Annotated in this window: 23 protein-coding genes; 8 read left to right on the forward strand and 15 right to left on the reverse strand. The window is 69.3% G+C overall.

Annotated features, from left to right (window positions below; all coding sequences use genetic code 11):
• Nucleotides 1-23 precede the first annotated feature (23 nt).
• The 7 genes from QNJ30_04530 to lgt form a co-directional block, all read right to left on the reverse strand.
• The gene (locus QNJ30_04530) at nucleotides 24-707 is read right to left on the reverse strand and encodes a 50S ribosomal protein L25/general stress protein Ctc (GenBank protein MDJ0942702.1); all 684 of its coding nucleotides are present in this window, start codon (nucleotides 705-707) and stop codon (nucleotides 24-26) included.
• A gap of 119 nt (nucleotides 708-826) precedes the next feature.
• The gene (locus QNJ30_04535; GenBank protein MDJ0942703.1) at nucleotides 827-1,759 is read right to left on the reverse strand and encodes a ribose-phosphate pyrophosphokinase; all 933 of its coding nucleotides are present in this window, start codon (nucleotides 1,757-1,759) and stop codon (nucleotides 827-829) included.
• Between the two features lie 170 nt (nucleotides 1,760-1,929).
• Entirely contained in the window at nucleotides 1,930-2,841 is a 912-nt protein-coding gene (locus QNJ30_04540) for a hypothetical protein (GenBank protein MDJ0942704.1), read from the reverse strand.
• 95 nt (nucleotides 2,842-2,936) lie between these two features.
• Entirely contained in the window at nucleotides 2,937-4,088 is a 1,152-nt protein-coding gene (locus QNJ30_04545; GenBank protein MDJ0942705.1) for a Xaa-Pro peptidase family protein, read from the reverse strand.
• 20 nt (nucleotides 4,089-4,108) lie between these two features.
• Nucleotides 4,109-4,876: a peptidoglycan editing factor PgeF gene (pgeF, locus tag QNJ30_04550; protein ID MDJ0942706.1), complete on the reverse strand. Its 768-nt coding sequence runs from the start codon at nucleotides 4,874-4,876 to the stop codon at nucleotides 4,109-4,111.
• A 60-nt stretch (nucleotides 4,877-4,936) separates the two neighbouring features.
• The gene (locus QNJ30_04555) at nucleotides 4,937-6,025 is read right to left on the reverse strand and encodes an SAM-dependent methyltransferase (GenBank protein ID MDJ0942707.1); all 1,089 of its coding nucleotides are present in this window, start codon (nucleotides 6,023-6,025) and stop codon (nucleotides 4,937-4,939) included.
• Nucleotides 5,997-6,860 (reverse strand): prolipoprotein diacylglyceryl transferase, encoded by an 864-nt coding sequence (lgt, locus tag QNJ30_04560; GenBank protein MDJ0942708.1) that lies wholly within the window; start codon nucleotides 6,858-6,860, stop codon nucleotides 5,997-5,999. The genes QNJ30_04555 and lgt overlap by 29 nt, the downstream gene beginning before the upstream one ends.
• Nucleotides 6,861-7,114: 254 nt before the next feature.
• Here lgt and QNJ30_04565 point away from each other — a divergent pair, with 254 nt between their 5' ends.
• From QNJ30_04565 to QNJ30_04595, 7 genes are all read left to right on the forward strand, one after another.
• Entirely contained in the window at nucleotides 7,115-7,420 is a 306-nt protein-coding gene (locus tag QNJ30_04565) for an accessory factor UbiK family protein (GenBank protein MDJ0942709.1), read from the forward strand.
• 334 nt (nucleotides 7,421-7,754) lie between these two features.
• Nucleotides 7,755-8,261 carry a YbjN domain-containing protein gene (locus QNJ30_04570; protein ID MDJ0942710.1) on the forward strand — a complete coding sequence of 169 codons (507 nt, stop codon included), beginning with the start codon at nucleotides 7,755-7,757 and terminating at the stop codon, nucleotides 8,259-8,261.
• Between the two features lies 1 nt (nucleotide 8,262).
• A complete protein-coding gene (gene proC / locus QNJ30_04575; GenBank protein MDJ0942711.1) occupies nucleotides 8,263-9,081 on the forward strand; it encodes a pyrroline-5-carboxylate reductase in 819 nt (272 codons plus the stop codon).
• Nucleotides 9,082-9,083: 2 nt separating this feature from the next.
• Nucleotides 9,084-9,575 (forward strand): YbaK/EbsC family protein, encoded by a 492-nt coding sequence (locus tag QNJ30_04580; GenBank protein MDJ0942712.1) that lies wholly within the window; start codon nucleotides 9,084-9,086, stop codon nucleotides 9,573-9,575.
• Nucleotides 9,576-9,678: 103 nt separating this feature from the next.
• Nucleotides 9,679-10,392 carry a helix-turn-helix domain-containing protein gene (locus QNJ30_04585; GenBank protein MDJ0942713.1) on the forward strand — a complete coding sequence of 238 codons (714 nt, stop codon included), beginning with the start codon at nucleotides 9,679-9,681 and terminating at the stop codon, nucleotides 10,390-10,392.
• Nucleotides 10,393-10,518: 126 nt separating this feature from the next.
• Nucleotides 10,519-10,992 carry a TIGR01841 family phasin gene (gene phaP, locus QNJ30_04590; GenBank protein MDJ0942714.1) on the forward strand — a complete coding sequence of 158 codons (474 nt, stop codon included), beginning with the start codon at nucleotides 10,519-10,521 and terminating at the stop codon, nucleotides 10,990-10,992.
• 133 nt (nucleotides 10,993-11,125) lie between these two features.
• Nucleotides 11,126-11,479 carry a tRNA-binding protein gene (locus QNJ30_04595; protein MDJ0942715.1) on the forward strand — a complete coding sequence of 118 codons (354 nt, stop codon included), beginning with the start codon at nucleotides 11,126-11,128 and terminating at the stop codon, nucleotides 11,477-11,479.
• A 15-nt stretch (nucleotides 11,480-11,494) separates the two neighbouring features.
• Here QNJ30_04595 and QNJ30_04600 read toward each other — a convergent pair whose 3' ends face one another.
• The 6 genes from QNJ30_04600 to QNJ30_04625 form a co-directional block, all read right to left on the reverse strand.
• The gene (locus QNJ30_04600) at nucleotides 11,495-12,409 is read right to left on the reverse strand and encodes an NAD(P)-dependent oxidoreductase (GenBank protein MDJ0942716.1); all 915 of its coding nucleotides are present in this window, start codon (nucleotides 12,407-12,409) and stop codon (nucleotides 11,495-11,497) included.
• The gene (locus tag QNJ30_04605; protein ID MDJ0942717.1) at nucleotides 12,406-13,212 is read right to left on the reverse strand and encodes an N-acyl homoserine lactonase family protein; all 807 of its coding nucleotides are present in this window, start codon (nucleotides 13,210-13,212) and stop codon (nucleotides 12,406-12,408) included. Before QNJ30_04605 ends, QNJ30_04600 begins: the two co-directional genes overlap by 4 nt.
• Before the next feature lie 84 nt (nucleotides 13,213-13,296).
• Nucleotides 13,297-13,893, reverse strand: a complete 597-nt coding sequence (locus QNJ30_04610) for a LysE family translocator (GenBank protein MDJ0942718.1) — start codon at nucleotides 13,891-13,893, stop codon at nucleotides 13,297-13,299.
• A gap of 118 nt (nucleotides 13,894-14,011) precedes the next feature.
• Nucleotides 14,012-15,358 carry an ATP-binding protein gene (locus QNJ30_04615; protein ID MDJ0942719.1) on the reverse strand — a complete coding sequence of 449 codons (1,347 nt, stop codon included), beginning with the start codon at nucleotides 15,356-15,358 and terminating at the stop codon, nucleotides 14,012-14,014.
• 1 nt (nucleotide 15,359) lies between these two features.
• A complete protein-coding gene (locus QNJ30_04620; GenBank protein ID MDJ0942720.1) occupies nucleotides 15,360-16,046 on the reverse strand; it encodes a response regulator in 687 nt (228 codons plus the stop codon).
• An 81-nt stretch (nucleotides 16,047-16,127) separates the two neighbouring features.
• Nucleotides 16,128-16,661, reverse strand: a complete 534-nt coding sequence (locus QNJ30_04625) for a MarR family transcriptional regulator (GenBank protein MDJ0942721.1) — start codon at nucleotides 16,659-16,661, stop codon at nucleotides 16,128-16,130.
• Nucleotides 16,662-16,815: 154 nt separating this feature from the next.
• On the opposite strand from QNJ30_04625, the gene QNJ30_04630 reads away from it, so the two are divergent.
• Nucleotides 16,816-17,712, forward strand: coding sequence for a branched-chain amino acid aminotransferase (locus tag QNJ30_04630; protein ID MDJ0942722.1), 897 nt, complete (start codon nucleotides 16,816-16,818; stop codon nucleotides 17,710-17,712).
• Between the two features lie 63 nt (nucleotides 17,713-17,775).
• Here QNJ30_04630 and QNJ30_04635 read toward each other — a convergent pair whose 3' ends face one another.
• A complete protein-coding gene (locus QNJ30_04635) occupies nucleotides 17,776-19,509 on the reverse strand; it encodes an EAL domain-containing protein (GenBank protein MDJ0942723.1) in 1,734 nt (577 codons plus the stop codon).
• Nucleotides 19,510-19,874: 365 nt separating this feature from the next.
• A complete protein-coding gene (gene moaE / locus QNJ30_04640; protein MDJ0942724.1) occupies nucleotides 19,875-20,345 on the reverse strand; it encodes a molybdopterin synthase catalytic subunit MoaE in 471 nt (156 codons plus the stop codon).
• Between the last annotated feature and the right edge of the window lie 4 nt (nucleotides 20,346-20,349).

Raw genomic sequence — 20,349 nt, forward strand, 5'->3', positions numbered from 1 at the left:
GGCGTGCGTCCGGGAAGAGCGGACTACTCCTCCTTGGGCTCCTCGCTCTCGCCCTCGGCCGCGGGCTCCTCGCCTTCCGGCACTTCGCCTTCCTCGCCTTCGGCGGCCGCGGCCTGCTCCTCGGCGGCCTCGGCCTTGACCGCGCTGGGCGCGGCCACCGTGGCGATGGTGAAGTCACGGTCGGTGATGGTCGGGGTCACGCCCTCGGGCAGCCGGATCATGCTGATGTGCACGGAATCGCCGATCTCCAGCCCGGTGAGGTCGAGATCGATCTGCTGCGGGATGGCGTCGGCGCGGCAGCTGAACTCGATCTCGTGGCGCACGATGTTGAGCACCCCGCCGCGCTTCAGGCCCGGCGACTCCTCGTCGTTCATGAAGTTCACCGGGACGTTGACGGTGACCTCGGTGTCCTGCGCGACCCTGAGGAAGTCGACGTGGACCGTGCGATCGGAGACCGGGTCGAGCTGTACGTCGCGGGGCAGGACCCGGTGTTTCTTGCCGCCGACCTCGACGTCGAAGAGGGTGGCGAAGAAGCCGGGCCTGTGGAGCTCCCGGTCGACGTCGCGGGGGTCCAGGCTGATCGTCAGGGGGTCCTTGCGGTCGCCGTAGATCACGGCCGGCACGCGTCCGGCGCGACGCACGGCACGGGCGGCCCCCTTCCCGACCCGCTCCCGCAGCTCCGCGGGCAGTGCGATGGTTTCGCTCATCTGCTTTCACTCCTCGTCTTCTCGGCAGGCGATCGCCATCGCCCCGCCGTATCTTGGCCCGGCCTCCAGGGGTGCCGGCACCGAAACTCGAATCTGCGTCCGAACTGGCTCGGACGTCTCTAGTTGAACAGGCTCGAAACCGAGCGCGCCTCGGCGATGCGGGCCATGGCCTCGCCGAGCAGCGGCGCAATCGAGATCTGCCGCATGTTCTGCGCCACCCGGACCGCCTCGGTCGCCTGAATGCTGTCGGTCGTGACCAGCTCCTGCAAGGGCGAGGCGCTGACCCGCGCGACCGCGCCGCCGGACAGCACGCCGTGGGTGACGTAGGCGGAGACCGCCTTGGCCCCGGCCTCCATCAGCGCCTCGGCTGCGTTGCAGAGGGTGCCGGCCGAATCAACGATGTCGTCGACCAGGATGCAGACCCGGTTGTCGACATCGCCGATGATGTTCATCACCTCGGAGACGCCGGCCCGTTCGCGGCGTTTGTCTATGATCGCCAGATCGGCGTCAAGGCGCTTGGCGATGGCCCGGGCCCGGATCACGCCGCCGACGTCGGGCGAGACGATGGTCAGCGGCTCGCCGTCGAAGCGCTCGACGATGTCCTTGGTGAAGACCGGGGCGCCGTAGAGGTTGTCGGTCGGGATGTCGAAGAAGCCCTGGATCTGCCCGGCGTGCAGGTCCAGGGTCAGGACCCGGTCGGCGCCGGCCACCGTGATCAGGTTGGCCACCAGCTTGGCCGAGATCGGCGTCCGCGGTCCGGACTTGCGGTCCTGTCGTGCATAGCCGTAGTAGGGAATCACGGCGGTGATCCGGTTCGCGGAGCCGCGCTTCAGCGCGTCAATCGCGACCAGCAGCTCCATCATGTTGTCGTTGGCCGGGTAGGAGGTCGACTGGATAACGTAGACGTCCTCGCCGCGGACGTTCTCCTGGATCTCGACGAAGACCTCCAGGTCGGAGAATCGTCGAACGCTGGCCTTGGTCAGAGGCAGGTTCAGGTATGCCGAAATGGCCTCTGCCAAGGGCCGGTTGCTGTTCCCCGTCAGGATTTTCATTCCGCAGCCCTGGCTAGGCAGATGTAGACGCTTTCCTCGCTCGCCCGACTCCACGCCCCTGCTCGAAGGGACCCCCGCTGGCCGGGCGGCGGGACCTTATCAACAGCCCCCCGCCCTGTAAACGTCCTGTCATCATATCCGGCGAGATTCCTTCGGGCGCCAGGAAAGCCTCAGCTTTTCTTCGCCTTGGCCAGCAGGTCGGCGATCCCGGCGGCGGCGCCCTCGGCGATCGGCAGGACCACCCCGGCCCAGCTCCGGTCCAGGCTGCCGGCCGGGACTTGGTTGCGCTGATCGACGCGGCCCAGCTCTTCGCCGGTGACCGCCTCCAGGACCCGCCAGGTCACGGCGACGCTCTGCCAGCCTTGCACGGGGTCCCCCAGCCCGACTTCCCCGACGATGATCACGGCCGGCCCGCCGCGGTTGGCGAGGAGCTCCGGCTCCAGGCGGCGCAGCGCCGCCAGCAGGGCCTTGGGCAGCAGGCGGCCGGAATCCCCCGGCGCGTCCTCGATCGGGGCCAGCAGGACCCGGTCTTCGGCCAGGGTCAGGCCGTCGCCCTCCGTCGGCTCCGGATCGCGGACCAGGGAGAGCAGGGTCCGGGAGGCCTGCCGGGCCACCTGCTTCATGGCCTGTGGCTCGGCGCGCCGCCAGGCGCCGGCAGCCAGTTCGCTGCGCGCGCCCCGCTGGCCCAGCCGCTTGCCGCCGGCATCGACCAGCTCCCAGAGGGTCAGGACTTCCTCGCGGCCGCCCGGCAGGGGTTGCACGACGCCGCGGCCGCGCAGGGTGAACTGGGTCGGTTGCTCCGCCCGGGTCGTGGCCGCGAAGCCATCGGCGCGCAGGGCGGCGGCCAGGTACTCCGCCATTGCGCGGGGGGCGGCGGGCGCGCCGGGCGTGTCGGGCCCGCCGGGGCCGCCCTGCTGCAAAGGGAGCACCTTCAAGCTGCCGCCGTTGCGCAGCAGGAGCAGGTCGTCTTCACCCTGGCCGCTGCTGTCCGGTCGGAAGGGGCGCGGCACCGGGCCGCAGGCGGCAGCCAGCAGGGCCGCCAGGAGGCATAGGGTTGCGAGTCTCCACCGCCGCGTCGGCATCGCTACATGATCACGCAGGTCGCAAGCAGGCCGAGGAGCAACGCGATCATGAAGATTGCCAGGTAGGGCAAGGTGCAGTTCTCCCGTTCATTCCCTCACAAGGTGACGAGGTCGAGCGGGGCGCGCGACAGGCTCTCGGATCCGGACTCGATGACCAGGCTGGTCCGCCCGACGCTGGCGGCGAGGCCGCGCTCGCTGTCGAAGACGATGATATGGACGAAAATGGTCATTCCCGGGGCAATCTCAATCGGATTGCCGTGGTAGAGCATGGGCCAGTCCATCCAGTTCGGCGAGAAGCAGCTGCCCAGGGAATAGCCGCAGGCGTTGAGGCGGTGCGCCTGGTAGCCGGCGGCGTCCAGGGTCCGGGCGTGGGCGTCGAAGGCGTCGCCGAAGGTCCGCCCGGGCTTGAGCTCGGCCTCCACCGCCAGCAGGGCCTCGCGGGCCACGTCGTACATCTCGGCCTGCCGCGCCGGCGCCTTGCCGACGCGGAAGGTCCGCATCATGGCGGCGTGGTAGTGGCGATAGGCGCCGGCCCATTCCAGGGTCAGCTGGTCCTCTGCGTCCAGGTTGCGGCGGCCGCTGAAATAGCGGCAGAGCAGGGCCTCGGGACCGGAGCCGATGATGAACTCGTTGCCGGGATAGTCGCCGCCGCCGCGGAAGATCGCGCCCTGCATGGCGGCCAGGATGTCGCCCTCGAAGGCGCCGGCCCCGGCGGTCTCGACCGCGGCGTCGTAGGCGTCGTCGGCCAGCTCGGCGGCGCGCCGAACGTAGGCGACCTCGGCCGCGCTCTTGACGGCGCGGTGGCGGCTGACCAGCAGCGAGGCGTCCTCCAGGGTCGCGAAACCTTCCAGGGCCGCCTCCAGGCGCCTGCCGTTGGCGGCGGTCAGGCCATAGGCCTCGTACTCGACCCCGAGCCTTTTCCCGGCGCAGCCCTCGGCCTCCAGGATGGCTCGCAGGTCGCGCGCCGGCTCGGCCTCTGGACCGTCGACCCAGATCCGGACGTCCTCGATGGTCGAGGTGTGCTGCGCCTGGCGCAGGTCGGGCGCGCGGGTCAGCAGGACCAGGCGGCCGTCGGCGCCCAGGTAGAGGCATTGGAAGAAGACGTAGCCGAAGGTGTCGTAGCCGGTCAGGTAGTACATGCTCTCCTGCCGGAACATCAGCAAGCCCTGCAGCCCCGCCTCTGCCAGGTCGGCGCAGACCCGGCGGCGGCGTTCGGCGTAGTCCTCGGGCGGGAAGTGCAGGGGCATGACGTCGCGCCTTTCGTGGCTCAGGCTTCGAGGGCGATGGCGGAGAGCTCGCGGCCGTAGTCCGGCTCGCCGCGCAGGCAGGCGCGGCGATAGCTGAAGAAGCGCTCCTCCTCGACCAGGGTGTCGCAGGGCAGGGCCTGGACGCTCTTCAGGCCCAGGCGCCCGAGGCGGCGGGTTGCATAGCCCTTGAGGTCGAAGAGGAAATGCCCCTCCCGCGGGGCCGGTAGGAAGAAGTCCATGTTGGAGGGGTCCTGGTCCAGGAAAGGCTCGGGGAACTCGGCTCCGACCTCGTAGGAGGCCTTGCCGATACAGGGGCCGATCCCGGCGTGGATCGCCTCGCGCCTTGCGCCCAGGCGTTCCATGGCCGCGACGACGGCCTCGAGCACGCCGCCCAGCGCGCCGCGCCAGCCGGCATGGGCGGCGCCGACGACCCGGGCCCCGTCATCGGCGAGCAGCACCGGCGCGCAGTCGGCAGTGATCACGCCCAGGGCCAGGCCGGGCTTCGCGGTCACCAGGGCATCGGCCCGGGGCCGGGCGTCGTCGGCCCAAGGCGTCTCGACCTCGACCACCTCGGGGGAATGGATCTGGTAGAGCGTGACCAGGCGCTCAGCGGGCAGGTCGAGCATTTCCATCGCCCGGGCCCGGTTGCGGTCGATCTTGGTCTTGTCGTCCTGGGAGCCCTGGCCGCAGTTAAGCGAAGCGTAGAGGCCGGTGCTGACCCCGCCTTCGCGGCCGAAGAAGGCGTGGCGCACGCCCTGGAGGTCGTTGAGTGGTCCGAGCGTCAGCATGGTCCGTCTCTTCGGCTGAGCGCCGCTTGGCGCGGCGGCTCCGGTGGAGACTGGATAGACCTAAGCTGCGCAGCCGGCAAGGGGGCCGAGGCCGGGTGCGCTCAGGACGAGGACCTTGAAGAGCGTGCCCATCTCCTCCGGCGCGGTCAGGCGATGCAGCGCCGTTCGGATCTCGGCCGCCTGCTCGGGGCTGGCGCCGGCGGCCAGGCGCTCGGCACGGGTCGCGATGCCAAGGGCCTCGAGGAAGGCGCCCTGCGGGGTCGGTCCCCAGGCTTCCGCGCCGGCCGCGCGGGCGGCACGAGCCAGGGCGCCGAAGTCGACGTGGGCGGTCAGGTCGGCCTGGCCCGGCGAAGCCAGGACGTCCTCGCGCGCATGCCGGCGCAGCGCCTGGAGGGTCGGGCGGCCGTCGGGCGCCGCATGGCCGTAGTCGACGATCAAGGCGGCGCCGCCGTCTTCGGCGAGGCGCCGGCCGATCTCGGCGGTCAGGGAGAGGGCCGCGGGCGAAACCTCGGCCACGGCGCCGGGCGTGGCATCGCGCAGCGCGTCGGGCAGCAGGGCCTCGGCGTAGGGTGCTGGCGGCGAGAGGCCGAAGGCCAGGGCATCGCCCTCGGGTGCCAGGCCGACCAGGCGCTCGCGCCAGCCCTCCGGCGTGCGCTCGAACTGGCGGATCGGCAGGGCGTCGAAGAACTCGTTGGCGATGACCAGCAGGGGCCGGCCCTGCGGCACTTCGGCGAGCGACTCGTGCCAGGCAGTCGCGACGCCCGCAAGGCTGCGTGCCTGAAGTTCGCGCAGGGTCGGGCTGACCTCGACGATGTGCAGATCCAGGGCCTCGCGGAAGCCCGGCACCACCTTGGCGGCCCGGAGCAGGTCGGCCAGCAAGGTACCGCGGCCGGGGCCGAGCTCGACCAGGGTCAGCGCCTCCGGTGCGCCGAGGCGCTGCCAGGTCTCGGCGCACCACAGGCCGATCAGCTCGCCGAACATCTGGCTGATCTCCGGCGCGGTGACGAAGTCGCCGCGCGCGCCGAAGGGGTCGCCGGTCATGTAGTAGCCCTGACGCGGGTGGGTCAGGGCCTCGGCCAGGTACTCGGCGAGGGTGATCGGCCCCTGGCGCGCGATCCGCTTAAGAAGACGGGCTGCCAGCTCGCTCATGCTGGGCGCTGGCGGCGGAGTCGCTGCGGCCGGCGCGCAGCGACCAGAAGATCACGAAGCCCCCCAGCAGGATCATTGGCAGCGAAAGGATCTGGCCCATGGTGACGAACTGGAACAGCACGCCGAGATGGGCGTCCGGCTCGCGGACGAACTCGACCAGGAAGCGCGACAGCCCATAGCCGCTCAGGAAGATGCCGATCATCATGCCCCTGTGGCGCAGGCCGCCCAGGCGAACCAGAACGTAGAGCACGACGAAAAGGACCAGGCCCTCGAGGACGGCCTCGTAGAGCTGGCTCGGATGGCGCGGCTCGGGCCCTCCCTGCGGGAAGACCATGCCCCAGGGTGCGTCCGTGACCCGGCCGAAGAGCTCGCCGTTGATGAAGTTCGCCAGGCGCCCGAAGAACAGGCCGATGGGGGTGGCTGCGGCGACCACGTCTCCGACCGCGATCATGTCGACCTGGCGACGGCGGGCGAAGAGCACGATCGCCAAGGTCACGCCGAGCAGGCCGCCGTGGAAGCTCATGCCGCCTTCCCAGACCTTCACGATCTGGATCGGATCGGTCAGGAAGTACATCGGCTTGTAGAACAGCACGTAGCCGATTCGGCCGCCCAGCACCACGCCGAGGGTGGCCCAGAGCAGCAGGTCGTCGAAGAAGTCCGGGCCGAGCTTGGCCGGCGAATAGCGCGTGCCCAGTCGCAGGCAGTAGCGCCAGCCGAGGAACAAGCCGGCGATATAGGCCAGCGCGTACCAGCGGATCGCGATCGGCCCGATCTGAATCAGGACCGGATCGATCTCCGGGAAGCTCAGGGCGAGCAGGGGGAGGGATGCGGTCATCGCCGGCTGCGCGCCTGTCGATGTCGAGCTGTCATGGCCTTGGCTTGCCTTTCTGGGGCTTGTTGTAGAGCCCGCGCTGGCGGGGGGCAAGGGCGGCCGCCGCCGGGCCGCCTGCACGAGCCTGTGATATCTCGGCGCCCGCGGTGCGGCGTCGGCCTGGCCGTTCTGTCGGGCGGTGCTTGCCGGCGCCGCCGCTTTGGCGTTTGATGTCGCTGCCGTGGGGCGATCGGGCGCAGCGACAAGGGAGTGGACCCGTGCAGTCACAGAACAGGCTTCTCGACGATCTGGCCAAGGTGGCGACCAGCGCGATGGGCACCCTCTCGGGCGTGCGCGAGGAGGTCGAGGCGCAGGTCCGCCAGCGCCTGGAGCGGGTCCTCGGCCAGATGGATCTGGTGACCCGCGAGGAGTTCGACGCGGTCAAGGCCATGGCCGCCAAGGCGCGCGCCGAGCAGGAGGCGCTGGAGGCGCGCCTCGTGGCCCTGGAGGGTCAACTCGCCGGCAAGGCCGAGGCAGCGAAGGGCAAAGCGGCCAAGCCGAAGGCGCCCAAGTCCGCCGACTAGAGCAGCCCGCGTTCATTCGAACGCAGATAAGCTGCTCTATCTATATGGAATAGACCAAATTATCTGCGCTCAATTGATTCCAATTGAGCGCAGTTTGATCTGGTTGCCCGCGGCCGACCGAGCGCCCCTGGTTCCGAGAATGTAGACGCGCGGCCCTCGACACATAGCCACAGCTTTCTGGCGCCGGGCCCTGTGCGGGGCCAGATCCGCTCTTGCCAGGCTCCCGGCCTTTTGGCACCCTAGATTTCGTGGTTCGGGGGTTTCGGTCCGCCACATTTAGTGGGGCCTCGCGACTCGGCGAGGGGTCCTGCGCGGGAGCAAGGACAGGCTGCCAATGACCATCAAGACCCTGGTGCGGGAGCGCCGGCTGCCCGGCAACCCGATCGATATCCTGGAAGAGCTAGTCCTCTCCAATGACTGGCCCTTCACCCGGAGCAACGACATCGAGCTGGCGGTCGAGGTCAGCGGGCGCTGGTGCAGCTACCAGCTCTGCTTCCTCTGGGACGAGGCCTCGCAGTCGGTGCATTTCTCCTCCTTCCTCGATACCCGCGTGCCGCCGTTGCACCGGGCCCGGGTCCACGAGCTGATGGGCGCGGTCAACGAGCGGCTCTGGATCGGACACTTCGAGCTGGGCGCCGAGGAAGGGGCGCCGCTCTTCCGCCACACCCTGCCGCTGCGCGGCACCTTCGGGGCCAGCGCCGAGCAGCTGGAAGACCTGATGGACACGGCGGCCATGGAGTGCGAGCGTTTTTATCCGGCCCTGCAGCTGGTCGTCTGGGGTGGACGCAGCGTCGCCGACGCCATCGCGACGGCGATCATGGATACCCACGGCGAGGCCTGACATGGAACTCGACGGCCGGCTTCTGCTCGTCGGCTGCGGCAAGATGGGTGGCGCCCTGCTGTGCGGCTGGGTCGAGCGCGGGCTCGATCCGTCTGTGGTTACCGTGGTCGAGCCCGGCGCCGAGGCGCGCAACGACGTGGCCGCGCTGGGGGTCGAGGCCGTGGCCGGTCTGGACCAGGTCGAGGCCGCGTTGCAGCCGGCCTTCGTGGTGCTGGCGGTCAAACCGCAGATGATGGACGCGATCCTGCCGGACTGCCGGCGCTTCGCGGCGCCGGGGACGGCCGTCCTGTCAATCGCGGCCGGGACCACCCTCGGGGCCTTCGAGGCCGCGCTCGGGGACGAAGCCGCGGTGATCCGGGTCATGCCCAACACGCCGGCGGCGGTCGGCCGGGGCATGTCGGTGCTCTGCGCCAACGCCCGGGTCGACGATGCCCAGAAAGTCGTCGCCGGCGCGCTGATGGCCGCGGTCGGCGAGGTCGCCTGGATCGAGGACGAGGCCCTGATGGACGCGGTCACCGGCGTCTCCGGCAGCGGCCCGGCCTACGTCTTCCTGATGATCGAATCCCTCGCCGAGGCCGGCGTCGAAGCCGGCTTGCCGCGCGAGCTCGCGACCCAGCTGGCGCAGGCCACGGTCGCCGGCGCGGGCGAGCTGGCCCGGCAGTCCGAGGAGACGGCCGCGCAGCTGCGCCGCAACGTCACCAGCCCGGGCGGCACCACGGCGGCGGCGCTCGAGGTCCTGATGGCCGAGGGCGGCCTGCCGGAACTGATGAAGCGGGCGGTCGCCGCGGCGGCGCGGCGCGGCCGCGAGCTGGGCGCCTGACCATGCCCGAGACGCCTCCGCCCAAGGGCTCGCTGCGCCGGGTCCAGGAGGCCCTGGCGGCCAAGGGCCTCGAGACCGCGGTGACGACCTTCCCCGAGAGCACGCGGACCTCGGCCGAGGCCGCGGCGGCGATCGGCTGCAGCGTCGGGCAGATCGCCAAATCGCTGGTCTTCCGGGGCCGCGAGAGCGACCGGCCGGTCCTGGTGATCGCCAGCGGCGACAACCGGGTCGACACCGGCAAGGTCGCCGCGGTCCTGGGCGAGAAGATCGCCCGCGCCGACGCCGACTTCGTCCGGGCGCGTACCGGCTTCGCCATCGGCGGTGTCGCGCCGGTGGCCCACAAGGAGCCGCCCCTGGTCGTGATCGACCGCGATCTCCTGGCCCACGACCGGATCTGGGCGGCCGCCGGCGCGCCCAACGCGGTCTTCGAGCTCGCGCCGCGGGACCTGGAAGCCCTGACCGGCGGGCCGGTCGCCGAGATCCGCCAAGACTGAGCGCGCGTAAGTATCGGCGAGCGGGCATTGACGGGGAGGCCCGGGCTCTGGTTCCTTCTGGGCCTTGGAATAGGCACAGTCCCGCGCGATAAGGATCGCCGCCATGGCCGAGACCCCGAAGAACTCCAAGCCCAAGGCCGCCAGGTCCAAGTCGGCGGCCGCCAAGGCCGCGCCCAAAGGCCCGTCCAAAGGCGGGGCCAAGGCCAACGGCGCCGCCAAGGCCGAGCCGGCGCCGCAGGATCGCATGGTCGACGCCGCCCTGGCGCTTGCGGCCGAACGGCCCTGGCACGAGATCTCGTTGCGAGAGATCGCAGAGGCTTCAGGGCTGCCCCTGGCCGAGGCCTACCGCTGCGCCGCCTCGAAGCAGGCGATCCTCGAAGCCTTCCTGCGCCGGACCGATGCCCTTGTCCTGTCGGAGGGGGCGGTGGAGGAAGAAGAGGGCAGCGCCCGCGATCGGGTCTTCGACATACTGATGCGCCGATTCGATGCCCTGCAGCCCCATCGCAAGGCGCTGGCCTCGATCCTGCTGGCCCAGACCCGGGACCCGGCCGGGGCCCTGGCCGGCCTGGCGGCGCTGCAGCGCTCCATGACCTGGATGCTGGAGGCGGCGGGCCTGGAAGCCGACGGGCTCAGGGGCCTGGCCCGGACCAAAGGACTGACCCTGCTCTATCTCGCGACGCTACGCACCTGGCTGCGCGACGACTCCCTCGATCTCGCCAGGACTATGGCCGCCCTGGACGGCTACCTCAGGCGCCTGGAAGGCCTGCTGCGGCGGCTGCCGCGCCGCAACATCGGCGATCCAAAAACCGCAGAATAGCTGTGCTTCAGCTTTTTTGTGCGCTGCACAAAAAAAGTTCTTGACCCGAGCGGCGGCTCGCACATATATCTTGTCCAGGTTCATTTTTGTGCGCTGCAGCATTGCAGGCCTTGTAGGGGACAACCCATGGCTCAGAACACCTTCAATCTTTTCGACACCGACTTCACCAAGTACGCCGACATGTCCAAGTTCATGGATGCCGGCAAGATGGCTGACATGTTCAAGCTTCCCGGCTTCGACGCCAAGGCGATGGCCGACAGCCAGCGCAAGACCGTCGAAGCGGTGACCGCCTTCAACCGGGTCGCCTACGAGGGCGGCCAGGCCATTGCCCAGCGCCAGACCGAGATCGTCCGCGAGGCGGTCGACGAGACTCTCAAGGCGATCAAGGAGCTGGCCGAGGCCGCGCCGGAGCAGCGCATGGCCAAGCAGGCCGAGCTCGCCAAGGAAGGCTACGAGCACCTGCTCGCCAACGTCCGCGAGCTCAGCGAGATCGCGACCAAGGCGAACCAGGAGGCCCTGGATCTGGTCAACAGCCGGATCACCGCCGCCCTGGACGAGTACAAGGCCGCGATGAACGGCGCGACCGCGAAGAAGAAGTAACGCTTCGAACGCAAACGCGTTTCTCGGGATCGGGCCGCCTCCTCGGAGGCGGCCTTTTCCGTTTGCGGCGTGGTGCCTTGCCCCGACTTCAGGCGCGGTGCTAGCGTCCCCCCGCCTGTGAGGGGAGGGCGGGATGGACGACAGGGACGACGACCGGATCGGCTTCGAGGACTTCGCACGGGTCGACATCCGGGTCGGCACGATCGTTCGGGCCGAGCCCTTTCCCGAGGCACGGCGTCCGGCGATCAAGCTCTGGGTCGACTTCGGCCCCGAGCTCGGCACCAAGAAGACCTCGGCCCAGATCACCGATCACTACCGGATCGAAGAGCTGCCGGGACGGCAGGTGGCCGCCGTCGTCAACTTCCCACCCAAGCAGATCGGCAAGTTCATGTCCGAGATCCTGGTCCTGGGCTTTCCCGACGCCCAGGGCGCCGTGGTCATGATCGCGCCCGACCTGAAGGTCCCCGACGGCGGCAAGCTGTTCTGACCGGGCTCCGACCGGTCAGGGCGACTCCGCCTCGCCGGCCAGGCGGCGCTCCAGGAAGACGAAGGCCTCGGTGTGGTCCGCGGACTCGCCCAGGGCCGCGGCGGCCTCGTCCAGCAAGCCTTGGCAGGCTTGCAGCCAGGGCGCGTCCAGCTCCAACCCGGCGGCGAGATCCTGCGCCATGCCGACATCCTTGCGCAGCAGGGCGAGGGAGAAGCCGGAGTCGAAGGACCGGCTCAGCATGAAGGGCTCGACCTTGCGGTCGGTCGTGTTGTTCCGCCCGGTCGAGGAGTTCAGCACGTCGTTGGCGACCTTTGGATCCAGGCCGAAGCGCCGGGCGACGATCAGCGCCTCGCAGACGGCGAGCAGGCCGGCCGCGGAGACGTAGTTGTTGAGCGCCTTCATGGCATGGCCCGAGCCCAAGGCCCCGGTCCGCTGCACCCGGCCCAGGCAGGCGAAGACAGGTGCGAGCTTGTCGATGTGCTCGGCCGTGCCGCCGGCCATGATCGTCAAGCTGCCGTCCGTGGCGCGGGGCACGCCGCCGGAGACGGGGGCGTCGACCAGGTAGAGTCCCAGGGCCTGTAGGGCTTCGCCCAGCGCGACGGTGGCGGCGGGCGCGGAAGAGCTCATGTCGACGACGACGCTGCCGCGGGCCAGGTACCGGGCCAGCCCGGCACGATCGGACCCGCCGAGCACGGCCTGGCGCACCGCCGAGGCGTCGGGGAGCATGGTGATCACGGTCTCGCAGAGCTCGCCGAGCGCGCCCGGGGCGATGGCCGCCTCGATCCCGGGTTCCGCCTGGCAGAGCGACTCCGCGATCCCGTCGCGGATATCGTAGGCCAGGACGCTGAAGCCGCCCTGTGCGAGGCGCCGCGCCATGGGCGCGCCCATGTTGCCGAGGCCGACGAAGCCGATGCGCCGGGCCGCGGTCATCGCGCGGCCGGCGCGACGTCGAGCCGGTGGATCCGGCCGTCGAAGCGGTCGTCCAGGGCCGGATAGCGCTGCGCGACCAGGGGATCGTGGCCGGGGACGACGTGATCACGGCTCTCGGCCAGCTCTTCCAGGCGCTCGAAGCCGCGGATCATGGCCTCGGCGTCGAGCACGATCGGGAAGAGCTTGCGCCGCTCGAAGTTCTCGTAGAAGTGCGAGGCGTCGGAGGCCAGCACCACCCAGCCCCGGCGGGTCAGGACCCGCACGCATTGCAGGCCGGCGGTATGGCCGCCGATCTTGTGGACGCTGAGGTTGGGAGCGATCTCGGCGTCGCCTTCGGCGAAGGCGACACGGCCCGAATAGACGTTGCGGACCATCTCGCAGACGTGGTCGACGGTGAAGGGATGCTTCAGATCGTCGTGGCACATGCAGGGACCGGTTACATAGGCCATCTCGTCCCGCTGCAGGTGGAAGCGGGCGGCGGGGAAGTCCGCGAGCGAGCCGGCATGGTCGTAATGCATGTGCGTGACGATCACGTCACTGACCGTTGCCGCGTCGATGTCCAGCAAGGCCAGCGCCTCGCGCGGCCTCCGGGTGAGCTTGCGGTCGCGCCGCGCCGCCTCCTCGGGATCGAAGCCGGTGTCGATCACCAGCAGGCGATCCTCGCTGCGCGCGACCCAGATGTAGTAGTCGATGGGGTGCGGCGCGTCGTGCGCATCCGCGAAGACGAAAGATTCGTTGCGCGTGCGGTCGCTGCGCTCGGCGTACTTCAACGCGAAGACTTCGTAGACATCCTGATCCGACAAGGCCGATCCTCCCCTGCATCCTTGCTTTCCCTGACCCAGACTAGGGGCTCGGCGCGGCCGGCGGCCAGAGAAGAAATCCTCCGGTCACCAAAGGATCATCACCACCGATCCGGCGAGCAGCGCGCCCATGACCAGGTTGAATGTCCGGAAGGCCCGCTCGGAGCGCAGGAAGCGTTGCATCACGACGCCGAAGGCGAGCCAGGCGAGGCAGCTGGGCAGGGCCGCGAGGACGAAAAGCGTGCCGAAGGACAAGGCCTGGATCAGGGCGCTGCCGGCCTCGGCCTGCAGGTAGGTGCCGGCGGCGCTGGCGCTGACCAGCCAGGACTTCGGATTGACCCATTGAAACCCCGCGGCACCGAGAAATCCGACAGGTCTCTGCTCGGCTCCGGCGGTGCCGCCCTTGGCGGACGCGATCCGCCACGATAGCCAAAGCAGGAAGGCGGCACCGACCCAGTTCAGGGCCTGCAGGACCTGCGGCGAGCCGAGCACCAGGCCCCCCAGTCCGAAGGCCACGATCGACATCATCAGGCCCATGCCCAGCGCGACCCCGAAGAGACAGGGCAGGCCGCGCAGCAGGCCGACGTTGGCGCCGGTCGCGGTCAGGAGCACGTTGCTGGGCCCCGGCGTGACGGCGGCGACGAAGGCGAAGACGATAAAGGCGAAGGCTTGCTCGGGCGTCATGGGCCTCGTCCGGGCTGGGACCTCGACCCGCTATGCCAGCGGATCGGCCGGCCAGGGTCTTGAACGATCCTGCGGCCCTGGCCCCAGTCAAATGAGTCACTATCGACGCTTCTTGGTATCAGACCGGCAGGCGGACGTAGGCGCGCAGGCCGCCGAGCTCGCTGTCGCCCAGGCTCAGCTCGCCGCCATGGCTGCGCACCACGTCGCGGGCGATGGTCAGGCCGAGGCCGACGCCGCCGGTCGTCGGGTTGCGCGAAGCCTCCCGCCTGTAGAAGGGCTTGAAGACATCCTCGCGCTCGGCCTCGGGGATCCCCGGGCCATCGTCGTCGATGGTTATCTCGATCGCCTGGAACCCGGGCGCGGCGGAGACCCTCACCTTTTCGGCGTAGCGCTGTGCGTTGTTGATCAGGTTGCTGAAGCAGCGGCGCATCGCTTCGGGCCGCAAGGGCAGGACCAGACCGTCGGTGATCTCGGTCTCGATCCGGCTGCCGGCGCGCTGGGCCTGGGCGACGATGTCGCGCAGCAGCTCCGAAAGATCGGTCTCCCGGGCCTCCTCGGTGCCTTCGCCGCGGGCGAAGGCGAGGTAGCCCTCGACCATGCGCTCCATCTCGACCAGGTCGGAGGTCAGGTTCTCGGCCTCGGGGCTGTCGCCTAGCATCGCCAGCTCCAGTTTCATGCGGGTGATCGGGGTCCGCAGGTCGTGGCTGACCCCGGCCAGCATCTCGGTGCGCTGGCGCATCTGCCGCTTGATCCGGGCGCGCATCTGCAGGAAGGCGGCGGCGGCGAGGCGAACCTCCTTGGCGCCCTCGGGACGGAAGTTGGGGACGTCGCGGCCCTTGCCGAAGCTGTCGGCCGCCAGGGCCAGGCGCCGGATCGGATGGACCTCGCCGCGCATGAAGACGATCGCGACGCCGAACAGCAGCACCGAGGTGCCGATCATCCAGGCGATGAAGAGGTAGGTGGTGGAGCTGAACAGCCGGCCGCGGTCGACCCGGACCCGCAGCAGGTCGTCGGCCAGCTTGACGTGGATCTCGACCAAGTCGGGGCCGGCGTCGCTGTCGACCGCGAAGGGATAGGAGAGGCGGTCCTCCAGTGCCCAGGTCAGCTTGCGGTCCAGCAGCGAAATCACCCAGGGCTCTGGGGGCGTCGGCAGGGGCCGGTCGCCCAGGAGGGCCAGATCGAGCTTCATCGACCAGCGGGCCAGGCGAAACACGTCCTCGATCTGATCCTGGGTCTCGCTGCGTTGCAGCAACTCGACCGCGGTCACGATGTCCCCGGCGATGCCCAGCGCCAGGCGCCGGGTGATGGTGTCCCAGTGGCGGTCGTAGAAGACCCAGACCGTGATCGCCTGCATCAGGATCACCGGCGTGACCATGATCAGCAGGACCCGACCCAAGAGGGAGCGGGGCAGGAACAGGCGCTTGAGCCAGAAGCGGCGCGGGGCTGTGGTGCCGGAGAGGGCCATCTCAGTCGGGAACCAGGACGTAGCCGGTGCCGCGCACCGTCTGCAGGTAGCGCGGGAAGCGTGGGTTGGATTCGATCTTGCGGCGCAGGCGGGTCATCTGCACGTCGACGGCACGGGTGCCGCCGGGCGCGGCCTCGCCCGCCGTCAGGTCGTCCCGGCTGACCGGAACCCCGGGCCGCCGGGCCAGGGCCAGGAGCAGCCCGGTCTCGGCCGCGGTCAGGCGCACGAGAGCCTCGCCCCGACGCAGCTCCTCGCGCTCCAGGTCGAAGGAGTAGCCGCCGAAGTGAATCTCTTTCTGGAGCGCCTCACTGTCCTGGGGCACGCGGCGCAGCACCGCCTTGATCCTCAGCACGAGCTCGCGCGGCTCGAAGGGCTTGGTCAGGTAGTCGTCGGCTCCGGACTCCAGGCCGTCGATCCGGTCGACGCTCTCGCCCATCGCGGTGAGCAACAGGATCGGCACGTTGCTCTCGCGGCGCAGGGACCGGGTCAGGTCCAGGCCGCTCTCGCCCGGCATCATGATGTCCAGGACAAGGAGGTCGAAGGCCAAGGCGCGCAGCTTGTTCCGTGCCGCCGCGACATCGCCGGCAGTGGTGACGCGGAAACCCTGCTCAGTCAGATAGCGTCGCAGGAGGTTGCGCAGGCGGTCGTCGTCGTCGACGACCAGGATGTGGGGAGCCTCGTCCTGCATGGCGCGATTATAGGATTGCCTCCCGGGGTCGCCTAGGGTTTGGCCGCGTGATGCCGCGCGGCCGTGACGCGGGAACCCGGCTCAATCCGAGCCCACCTTCATCTGGCCGCGCGTCGAGCTGGGCGGCTTCTCGCCCTGCCGCTCGAAGCGTTTGCGGTCCGGTGCGTCGATCATGCCCAGCAGGACCTGGCGGAAGCCCTCGACGGCCTCGACCCCGGCTTCGCGATAGGCCCGGGCGATTCTGCTCCGCTGCCGCTCGCTCAGCCGCTGCTCCAGCTCCCAGCCCTTTTCGGTCAGCTCCAGCAGGCGTTGCCGCCGGTCGCGCACGCCCGGGCGCTGGACCACGAAGCCCTCGCGCACCAGCTGGCCGAGGACCCGCGACAGCGACTGCTTGGTGATGCGCAGGATCGCCAGGAGCTCGCTCACGGTGATCGCGGGATGCCGGCCGATGAAATAGATCACCCGGTGATGGGCCCGCCCGAAGCCGTACTCGGCCAGGATCTGATCCGGCTCACCGGTGAAGTCCCGGTAGGCGAAGAACAGCAGCTCCATCGCCTGGCGAAGCTCTTCTTCCCGAAGGAAAAGTGGGTTGAATCCGGTTTTTATGTCAGCCATGTTGACATATATGGGATAAGAATGTTACGTTTTCGATCGTGAGTTTGACAGAAAGTAACCATAACCTCGGTCGAGGGCTCAGATTGTGACGGAACCGGGCGAAGGACGCCGCCGTATCTCTGCGCCAGGCCAGTGGTAGCGAGGCTCAAGAGCAATGTCCATGCAACCTTTCGACGACCGTGACGGGGTGATCTGGCTCGACGGCGAGCTGGTGCCATGGCGTGACTGCAAACAGCACCTCCTGACCCACGCTTTGCACTATGGCAGCAGCGTCTTCGAAGGCGAGCGCGTCTACGGCGGCGAGGTCTTCAAGATGACCGAGCACCACGAGCGCCTGCGTAACTCCGCCGAGCTCATGGACATGAAGCTGCCCTACAGCGTCGCCGAGATCAATGCGGCGACCATGCAGGTCATCGCGGCGAACCGGATCCGCGACGGCTACGTGCGCCCGATCGCCTGGCGCGGCAGCGAGATGATGGGCGTCTCGGCCCAGAAGTCCCGAATCCACGTCGCGGTGGCGGCCTGGGAATGGCCGGCCTACTTCACCCCGGAGGCGCGCCTCGAGGGCATCCGCATGGACTTCGCCCTCTACCGGCGCCCGGCCCCGGAGACCGCGCCGGTGCACGCCAAGGCAGCCGGGCTCTACATGATCTGCACGCTGTCCAAGCACGATGCCGAGGCGCGCGGCTACGACGACGCCCTGATGCTGGACTACCGCGGCCGGCTCGCCGAGGCCACGGGGGCGAACGTCTTCCTGGTCCAGGACGGGGTGCTGCACACGCCGACGCCGGACTGCTTCCTGGACGGGATCACCCGGCGCACGGTGATCGAGCTGGCGCAGGCGCGGGGCTATGAGGTGGTCGAGCGGACGATCCTGCCCGAGGAGCTGGCCCGGACTCAGGAGCTCTTCCTGACCGGCACTGCGGTCGAAGTGACCCCGGTCCGGGAGGTCGGGCCTTATCGTTTCCAGGTCGGAGAGATCACGCGCGAGCTTTTGATGGCTTACGACGACCTGGTCAACCGGCGCGAGCCGGCGCTGGCCGCCGTCTGATCCCTTCGCTTTTTCTATGAGACGTGCTCAGGATCCCTCGCGGGCCCCGGCTGCCTGGCGGCGTCAGTCGCCGCCGGCGACCGAGGCCGCCGGTGCCGGCTCTAGGTCGTAGAGGTTGCGCTCGAAGAGGTCGCTGGTGATCGCTTCGACCGGCAGCGGCTTGCTGAAGTAGTAGCCCTGCATGAAGTCGCAGTTGAGCTGCCGCAGGAAGGCGAGCTGCTCGGAGGTCTCGATGCCCTCGGCCAGGGTGTTCAGCCGCAGGCTGCGGCCCATGCCGACGATGGCGCTGACGATTGCGGCGTCGTCCTGGGACGCGGCGAGGTTGGCGACGAAGGCGCGGTCGATCTTGATGGTCGTCACCGGAAAGCGCCGCAAGTGGTTCAGCGACGAATAGCCTGTGCCGAAGTCGTCGAGCGCGATACCCATGCCCATGTCCGCGAAGCCCTGCAGAAGCCGGCCGACCGACTCCGGATCCTTAAGCATGGCGCTCTCAGTCAGCTCGACGTCTAGCAGTTGAGGATCGGCCCCGGTGTCCTGGATGATTTCCTTGAAGGCCTGGACCAGGTCGCTGTCCTGAAGCTGGCGCGCCGAGACGTTGAACGCGATGTGCACGGGCCTTTGACCGAGCGCCTGCCAGCGTCGCTGCTGCTCGCAGGCGCTGCGCAGCACCCATTTGCCCAAGGGTACGATGAGGCCCGACTCCTCGCAGAAATCGATGAATTCGCCCGGCGGCACCAGCCCGCGTTCGGGGTGCTGCCAACGCAGCAGGGCCTCGAAGCCGATGATCCGGCCTTGGCGCATGTCGACCTGCGGCTGGTAGTGGAGCAGGAACTCGCGCCGCTCCAAAGCGCCCCGCAGGGTCCGCTCGAGCTCGAGCTGCTTGCGCGCGCGCAGGTGCATCTCACGGGTGTAGAACTGACAGGTGTTCTTGCCGCGCTCCTTGGCCTGGGCCATCGCGGTGTGGGCACTCGACATCAGGCTTTCCGGGGTCTCCGCGTCCGACGGATAGATCGCGATGCCGATGCTGGTGGTTGCATGGATCTGCTTGGCGCCCAGGTCGAAGGGCTGGGACACGGCGTCCAGGATCCGCTGGGCTGCGGCGCTGACGGTCTGCGGGCTTTCGAGGGATTCCATAACGATGGCGAACTCGTCGGCGCCGAACCGCGCCGCCAGATCGCTCTTCCGCAAGCACTCGTTCAGGCGCTCGGCGACTGTCTTGAGGACCTGATCGCCGGTCTCTTGGCCGTGGGTGTCGTTCACCATCTTGAAGCGGTCGAGGTCGACGAACATCAGGGCGACCGAGCGGTCTTGGCGCGCCGCCCGCGCCACCGCCTTGTCGAGAAAGGCTCGGAACTGGACCCGGTTGGCCAGGCCGGTGAGCGAGTCCTGCTGGGCCAGCTCGATCATCCGCTGCTCGGCCTGCTTGCGCTCGATCGCGTAGCGCAGGGCGCGCGGCAAGAGCGCGCCCTTGGCGTGGTCCTTGAAGATGTAGTCCTGGGCGCCCGCGCGCAGCGCCGACAGGCCGGTCTCCTCGTCCTTGGATCCGGTGACCACGACGATCGGGACGGTCGGCGCCGCCGCCGTCAGGAGATGGATGCACTCGAGCCCCGAGGCATCGGGCAGCGACAGGTCCGAGAGCACCACGTCGACCGGAGAGGCGAAGAGGTGGTTGAGCGCGCTTTCCAGGTTCCGGGCCTTGTGGGTCTGGAACCGGCTGCCCTCCAGGGCAACCTCAAGCAGACGGGCGTCCGCAGGATTGTCCTCGATCAGCAGGACATCGATGGTCTGCGCGGTCATGTCCGGCACGCCCACCAAGGCCGGCAAGAGGGCACGCGAAGTCCGGGGCGCGCCGGCGCGCCGCGTCGGCTTGGCCCGGCCGGATGGGCTCTGAACCTGGAAGTGCCAGGCATCGCTGTCCTCGTCTCGTGCGGCGAAGGAAGGCCGGCGGTGTCGGGGAGACGCTGCGGCCGTGTAAGGCGCGGGCCCTCCCCCCGAGGTCCGGCGGCGATCATCCGCCTCCAAACAAAGCCCGCCGGTGCCGCCCTCAGAGGCACCACCTTGGGGTTAAAGCTATTGCTATAGTAAGGAGCTTACCAATCCTTGAATCCCGTGAAGACTCAAGGATCTGCGGCAATTCGCCGAGGTCACGATGGTGCGAGGCCCTATTCCGCCGCATCGGTCTTTGGTGCCGCCCAGCGCCGCGCCGCCCGGTCGTCGCTGTCCCGGGCTTCGACCCACCGGCTGCCTTCGGCGGTCTCCTCCAGCTTCCAGAAGGGCGCCTTGGTCTTCAGCCAGTCGATCAGGAATTGGCAGGCCTCGAAGGCGGCTTCCCGGTGGGCGCTTGCGGTCGCGACCAGGACGATCTGGTCTCCCGGCTCCAGACGGCCGTAGCGGTGGACCACCAGGCTGGCCTCCAGGGGCCAGCGATCCCGGGCCTCGGCCTCGATCTCTGCCAGCATCCGCTCCGTCATCCCGGGATAGTGCTCCAGGGTCATCGCTCCGACCTCGCTGCCGCTGGAGAGGTCGCGGACCAGGCCGACGAAGACCGCCAGGCCGCCGACCTTGGGGTTGCCGGCGGTCAGGGCGGCCAGTTCGGCGCCCAGATCGAAGTCTTCGCGCTGGACCCGGATCATGGCC

The sequence above is a fragment of the Kiloniellales bacterium genome (assembly GCA_030066685.1).
Classification (GTDB): Bacteria; Pseudomonadota; Alphaproteobacteria; order Kiloniellales; family JAKSBE01; genus JAKSBE01.

Bases quoted from the DNA above. Each gene is read 5' to 3' on its own strand.
- QNJ30_04530 (MDJ0942702.1), bottom strand. From the start codon at position 707: ATGAGCGAAACCATCGCACTGCCCGCGGAGCTGCGGGAGCGGGTCGGG.
- QNJ30_04535 (MDJ0942703.1), bottom strand. From the start codon at position 1,759: ATGAAAATCCTGACGGGGAACAGCAACCGGCCCTTGGCAGAGGCCATT.
- QNJ30_04540 (MDJ0942704.1), bottom strand. From the start codon at position 2,841: ATGCCGACGCGGCGGTGGAGACTCGCAACCCTATGCCTCCTGGCGGCC.
- QNJ30_04545 (MDJ0942705.1), bottom strand. From the start codon at position 4,088: ATGCCCCTGCACTTCCCGCCCGAGGACTACGCCGAACGCCGCCGCCGG.
- pgeF (MDJ0942706.1), bottom strand. From the start codon at position 4,876: ATGCTGACGCTCGGACCACTCAACGACCTCCAGGGCGTGCGCCACGCC.
- QNJ30_04555 (MDJ0942707.1), bottom strand. From the start codon at position 6,025: ATGAGCGAGCTGGCAGCCCGTCTTCTTAAGCGGATCGCGCGCCAGGGG.
- lgt (MDJ0942708.1), bottom strand. From the start codon at position 6,860: ATGACCGCATCCCTCCCCCTGCTCGCCCTGAGCTTCCCGGAGATCGAT.
- QNJ30_04570 (MDJ0942710.1), top strand. From the start codon at position 7,755: ATGACCATCAAGACCCTGGTGCGGGAGCGCCGGCTGCCCGGCAACCCG.
- proC (MDJ0942711.1), top strand. From the start codon at position 8,263: ATGGAACTCGACGGCCGGCTTCTGCTCGTCGGCTGCGGCAAGATGGGT.
- QNJ30_04580 (MDJ0942712.1), top strand. From the start codon at position 9,084: ATGCCCGAGACGCCTCCGCCCAAGGGCTCGCTGCGCCGGGTCCAGGAG.
- QNJ30_04585 (MDJ0942713.1), top strand. From the start codon at position 9,679: ATGGCCGAGACCCCGAAGAACTCCAAGCCCAAGGCCGCCAGGTCCAAG.
- phaP (MDJ0942714.1), top strand. From the start codon at position 10,519: ATGGCTCAGAACACCTTCAATCTTTTCGACACCGACTTCACCAAGTAC.
- QNJ30_04595 (MDJ0942715.1), top strand. From the start codon at position 11,126: ATGGACGACAGGGACGACGACCGGATCGGCTTCGAGGACTTCGCACGG.
- QNJ30_04600 (MDJ0942716.1), bottom strand. From the start codon at position 12,409: ATGACCGCGGCCCGGCGCATCGGCTTCGTCGGCCTCGGCAACATGGGC.
- QNJ30_04610 (MDJ0942718.1), bottom strand. From the start codon at position 13,893: ATGACGCCCGAGCAAGCCTTCGCCTTTATCGTCTTCGCCTTCGTCGCC.
- QNJ30_04615 (MDJ0942719.1), bottom strand. From the start codon at position 15,358: ATGGCCCTCTCCGGCACCACAGCCCCGCGCCGCTTCTGGCTCAAGCGC.
- QNJ30_04620 (MDJ0942720.1), bottom strand. From the start codon at position 16,046: ATGCAGGACGAGGCTCCCCACATCCTGGTCGTCGACGACGACGACCGC.
- QNJ30_04625 (MDJ0942721.1), bottom strand. From the start codon at position 16,661: ATGGCTGACATAAAAACCGGATTCAACCCACTTTTCCTTCGGGAAGAA.
- QNJ30_04630 (MDJ0942722.1), top strand. From the start codon at position 16,816: ATGTCCATGCAACCTTTCGACGACCGTGACGGGGTGATCTGGCTCGAC.
- QNJ30_04635 (MDJ0942723.1), bottom strand. From the start codon at position 19,509: ATGACCGCGCAGACCATCGATGTCCTGCTGATCGAGGACAATCCTGCG.
- moaE (MDJ0942724.1), bottom strand. From the start codon at position 20,345: ATGATCCGGGTCCAGCGCGAAGACTTCGATCTGGGCGCCGAACTGGCC.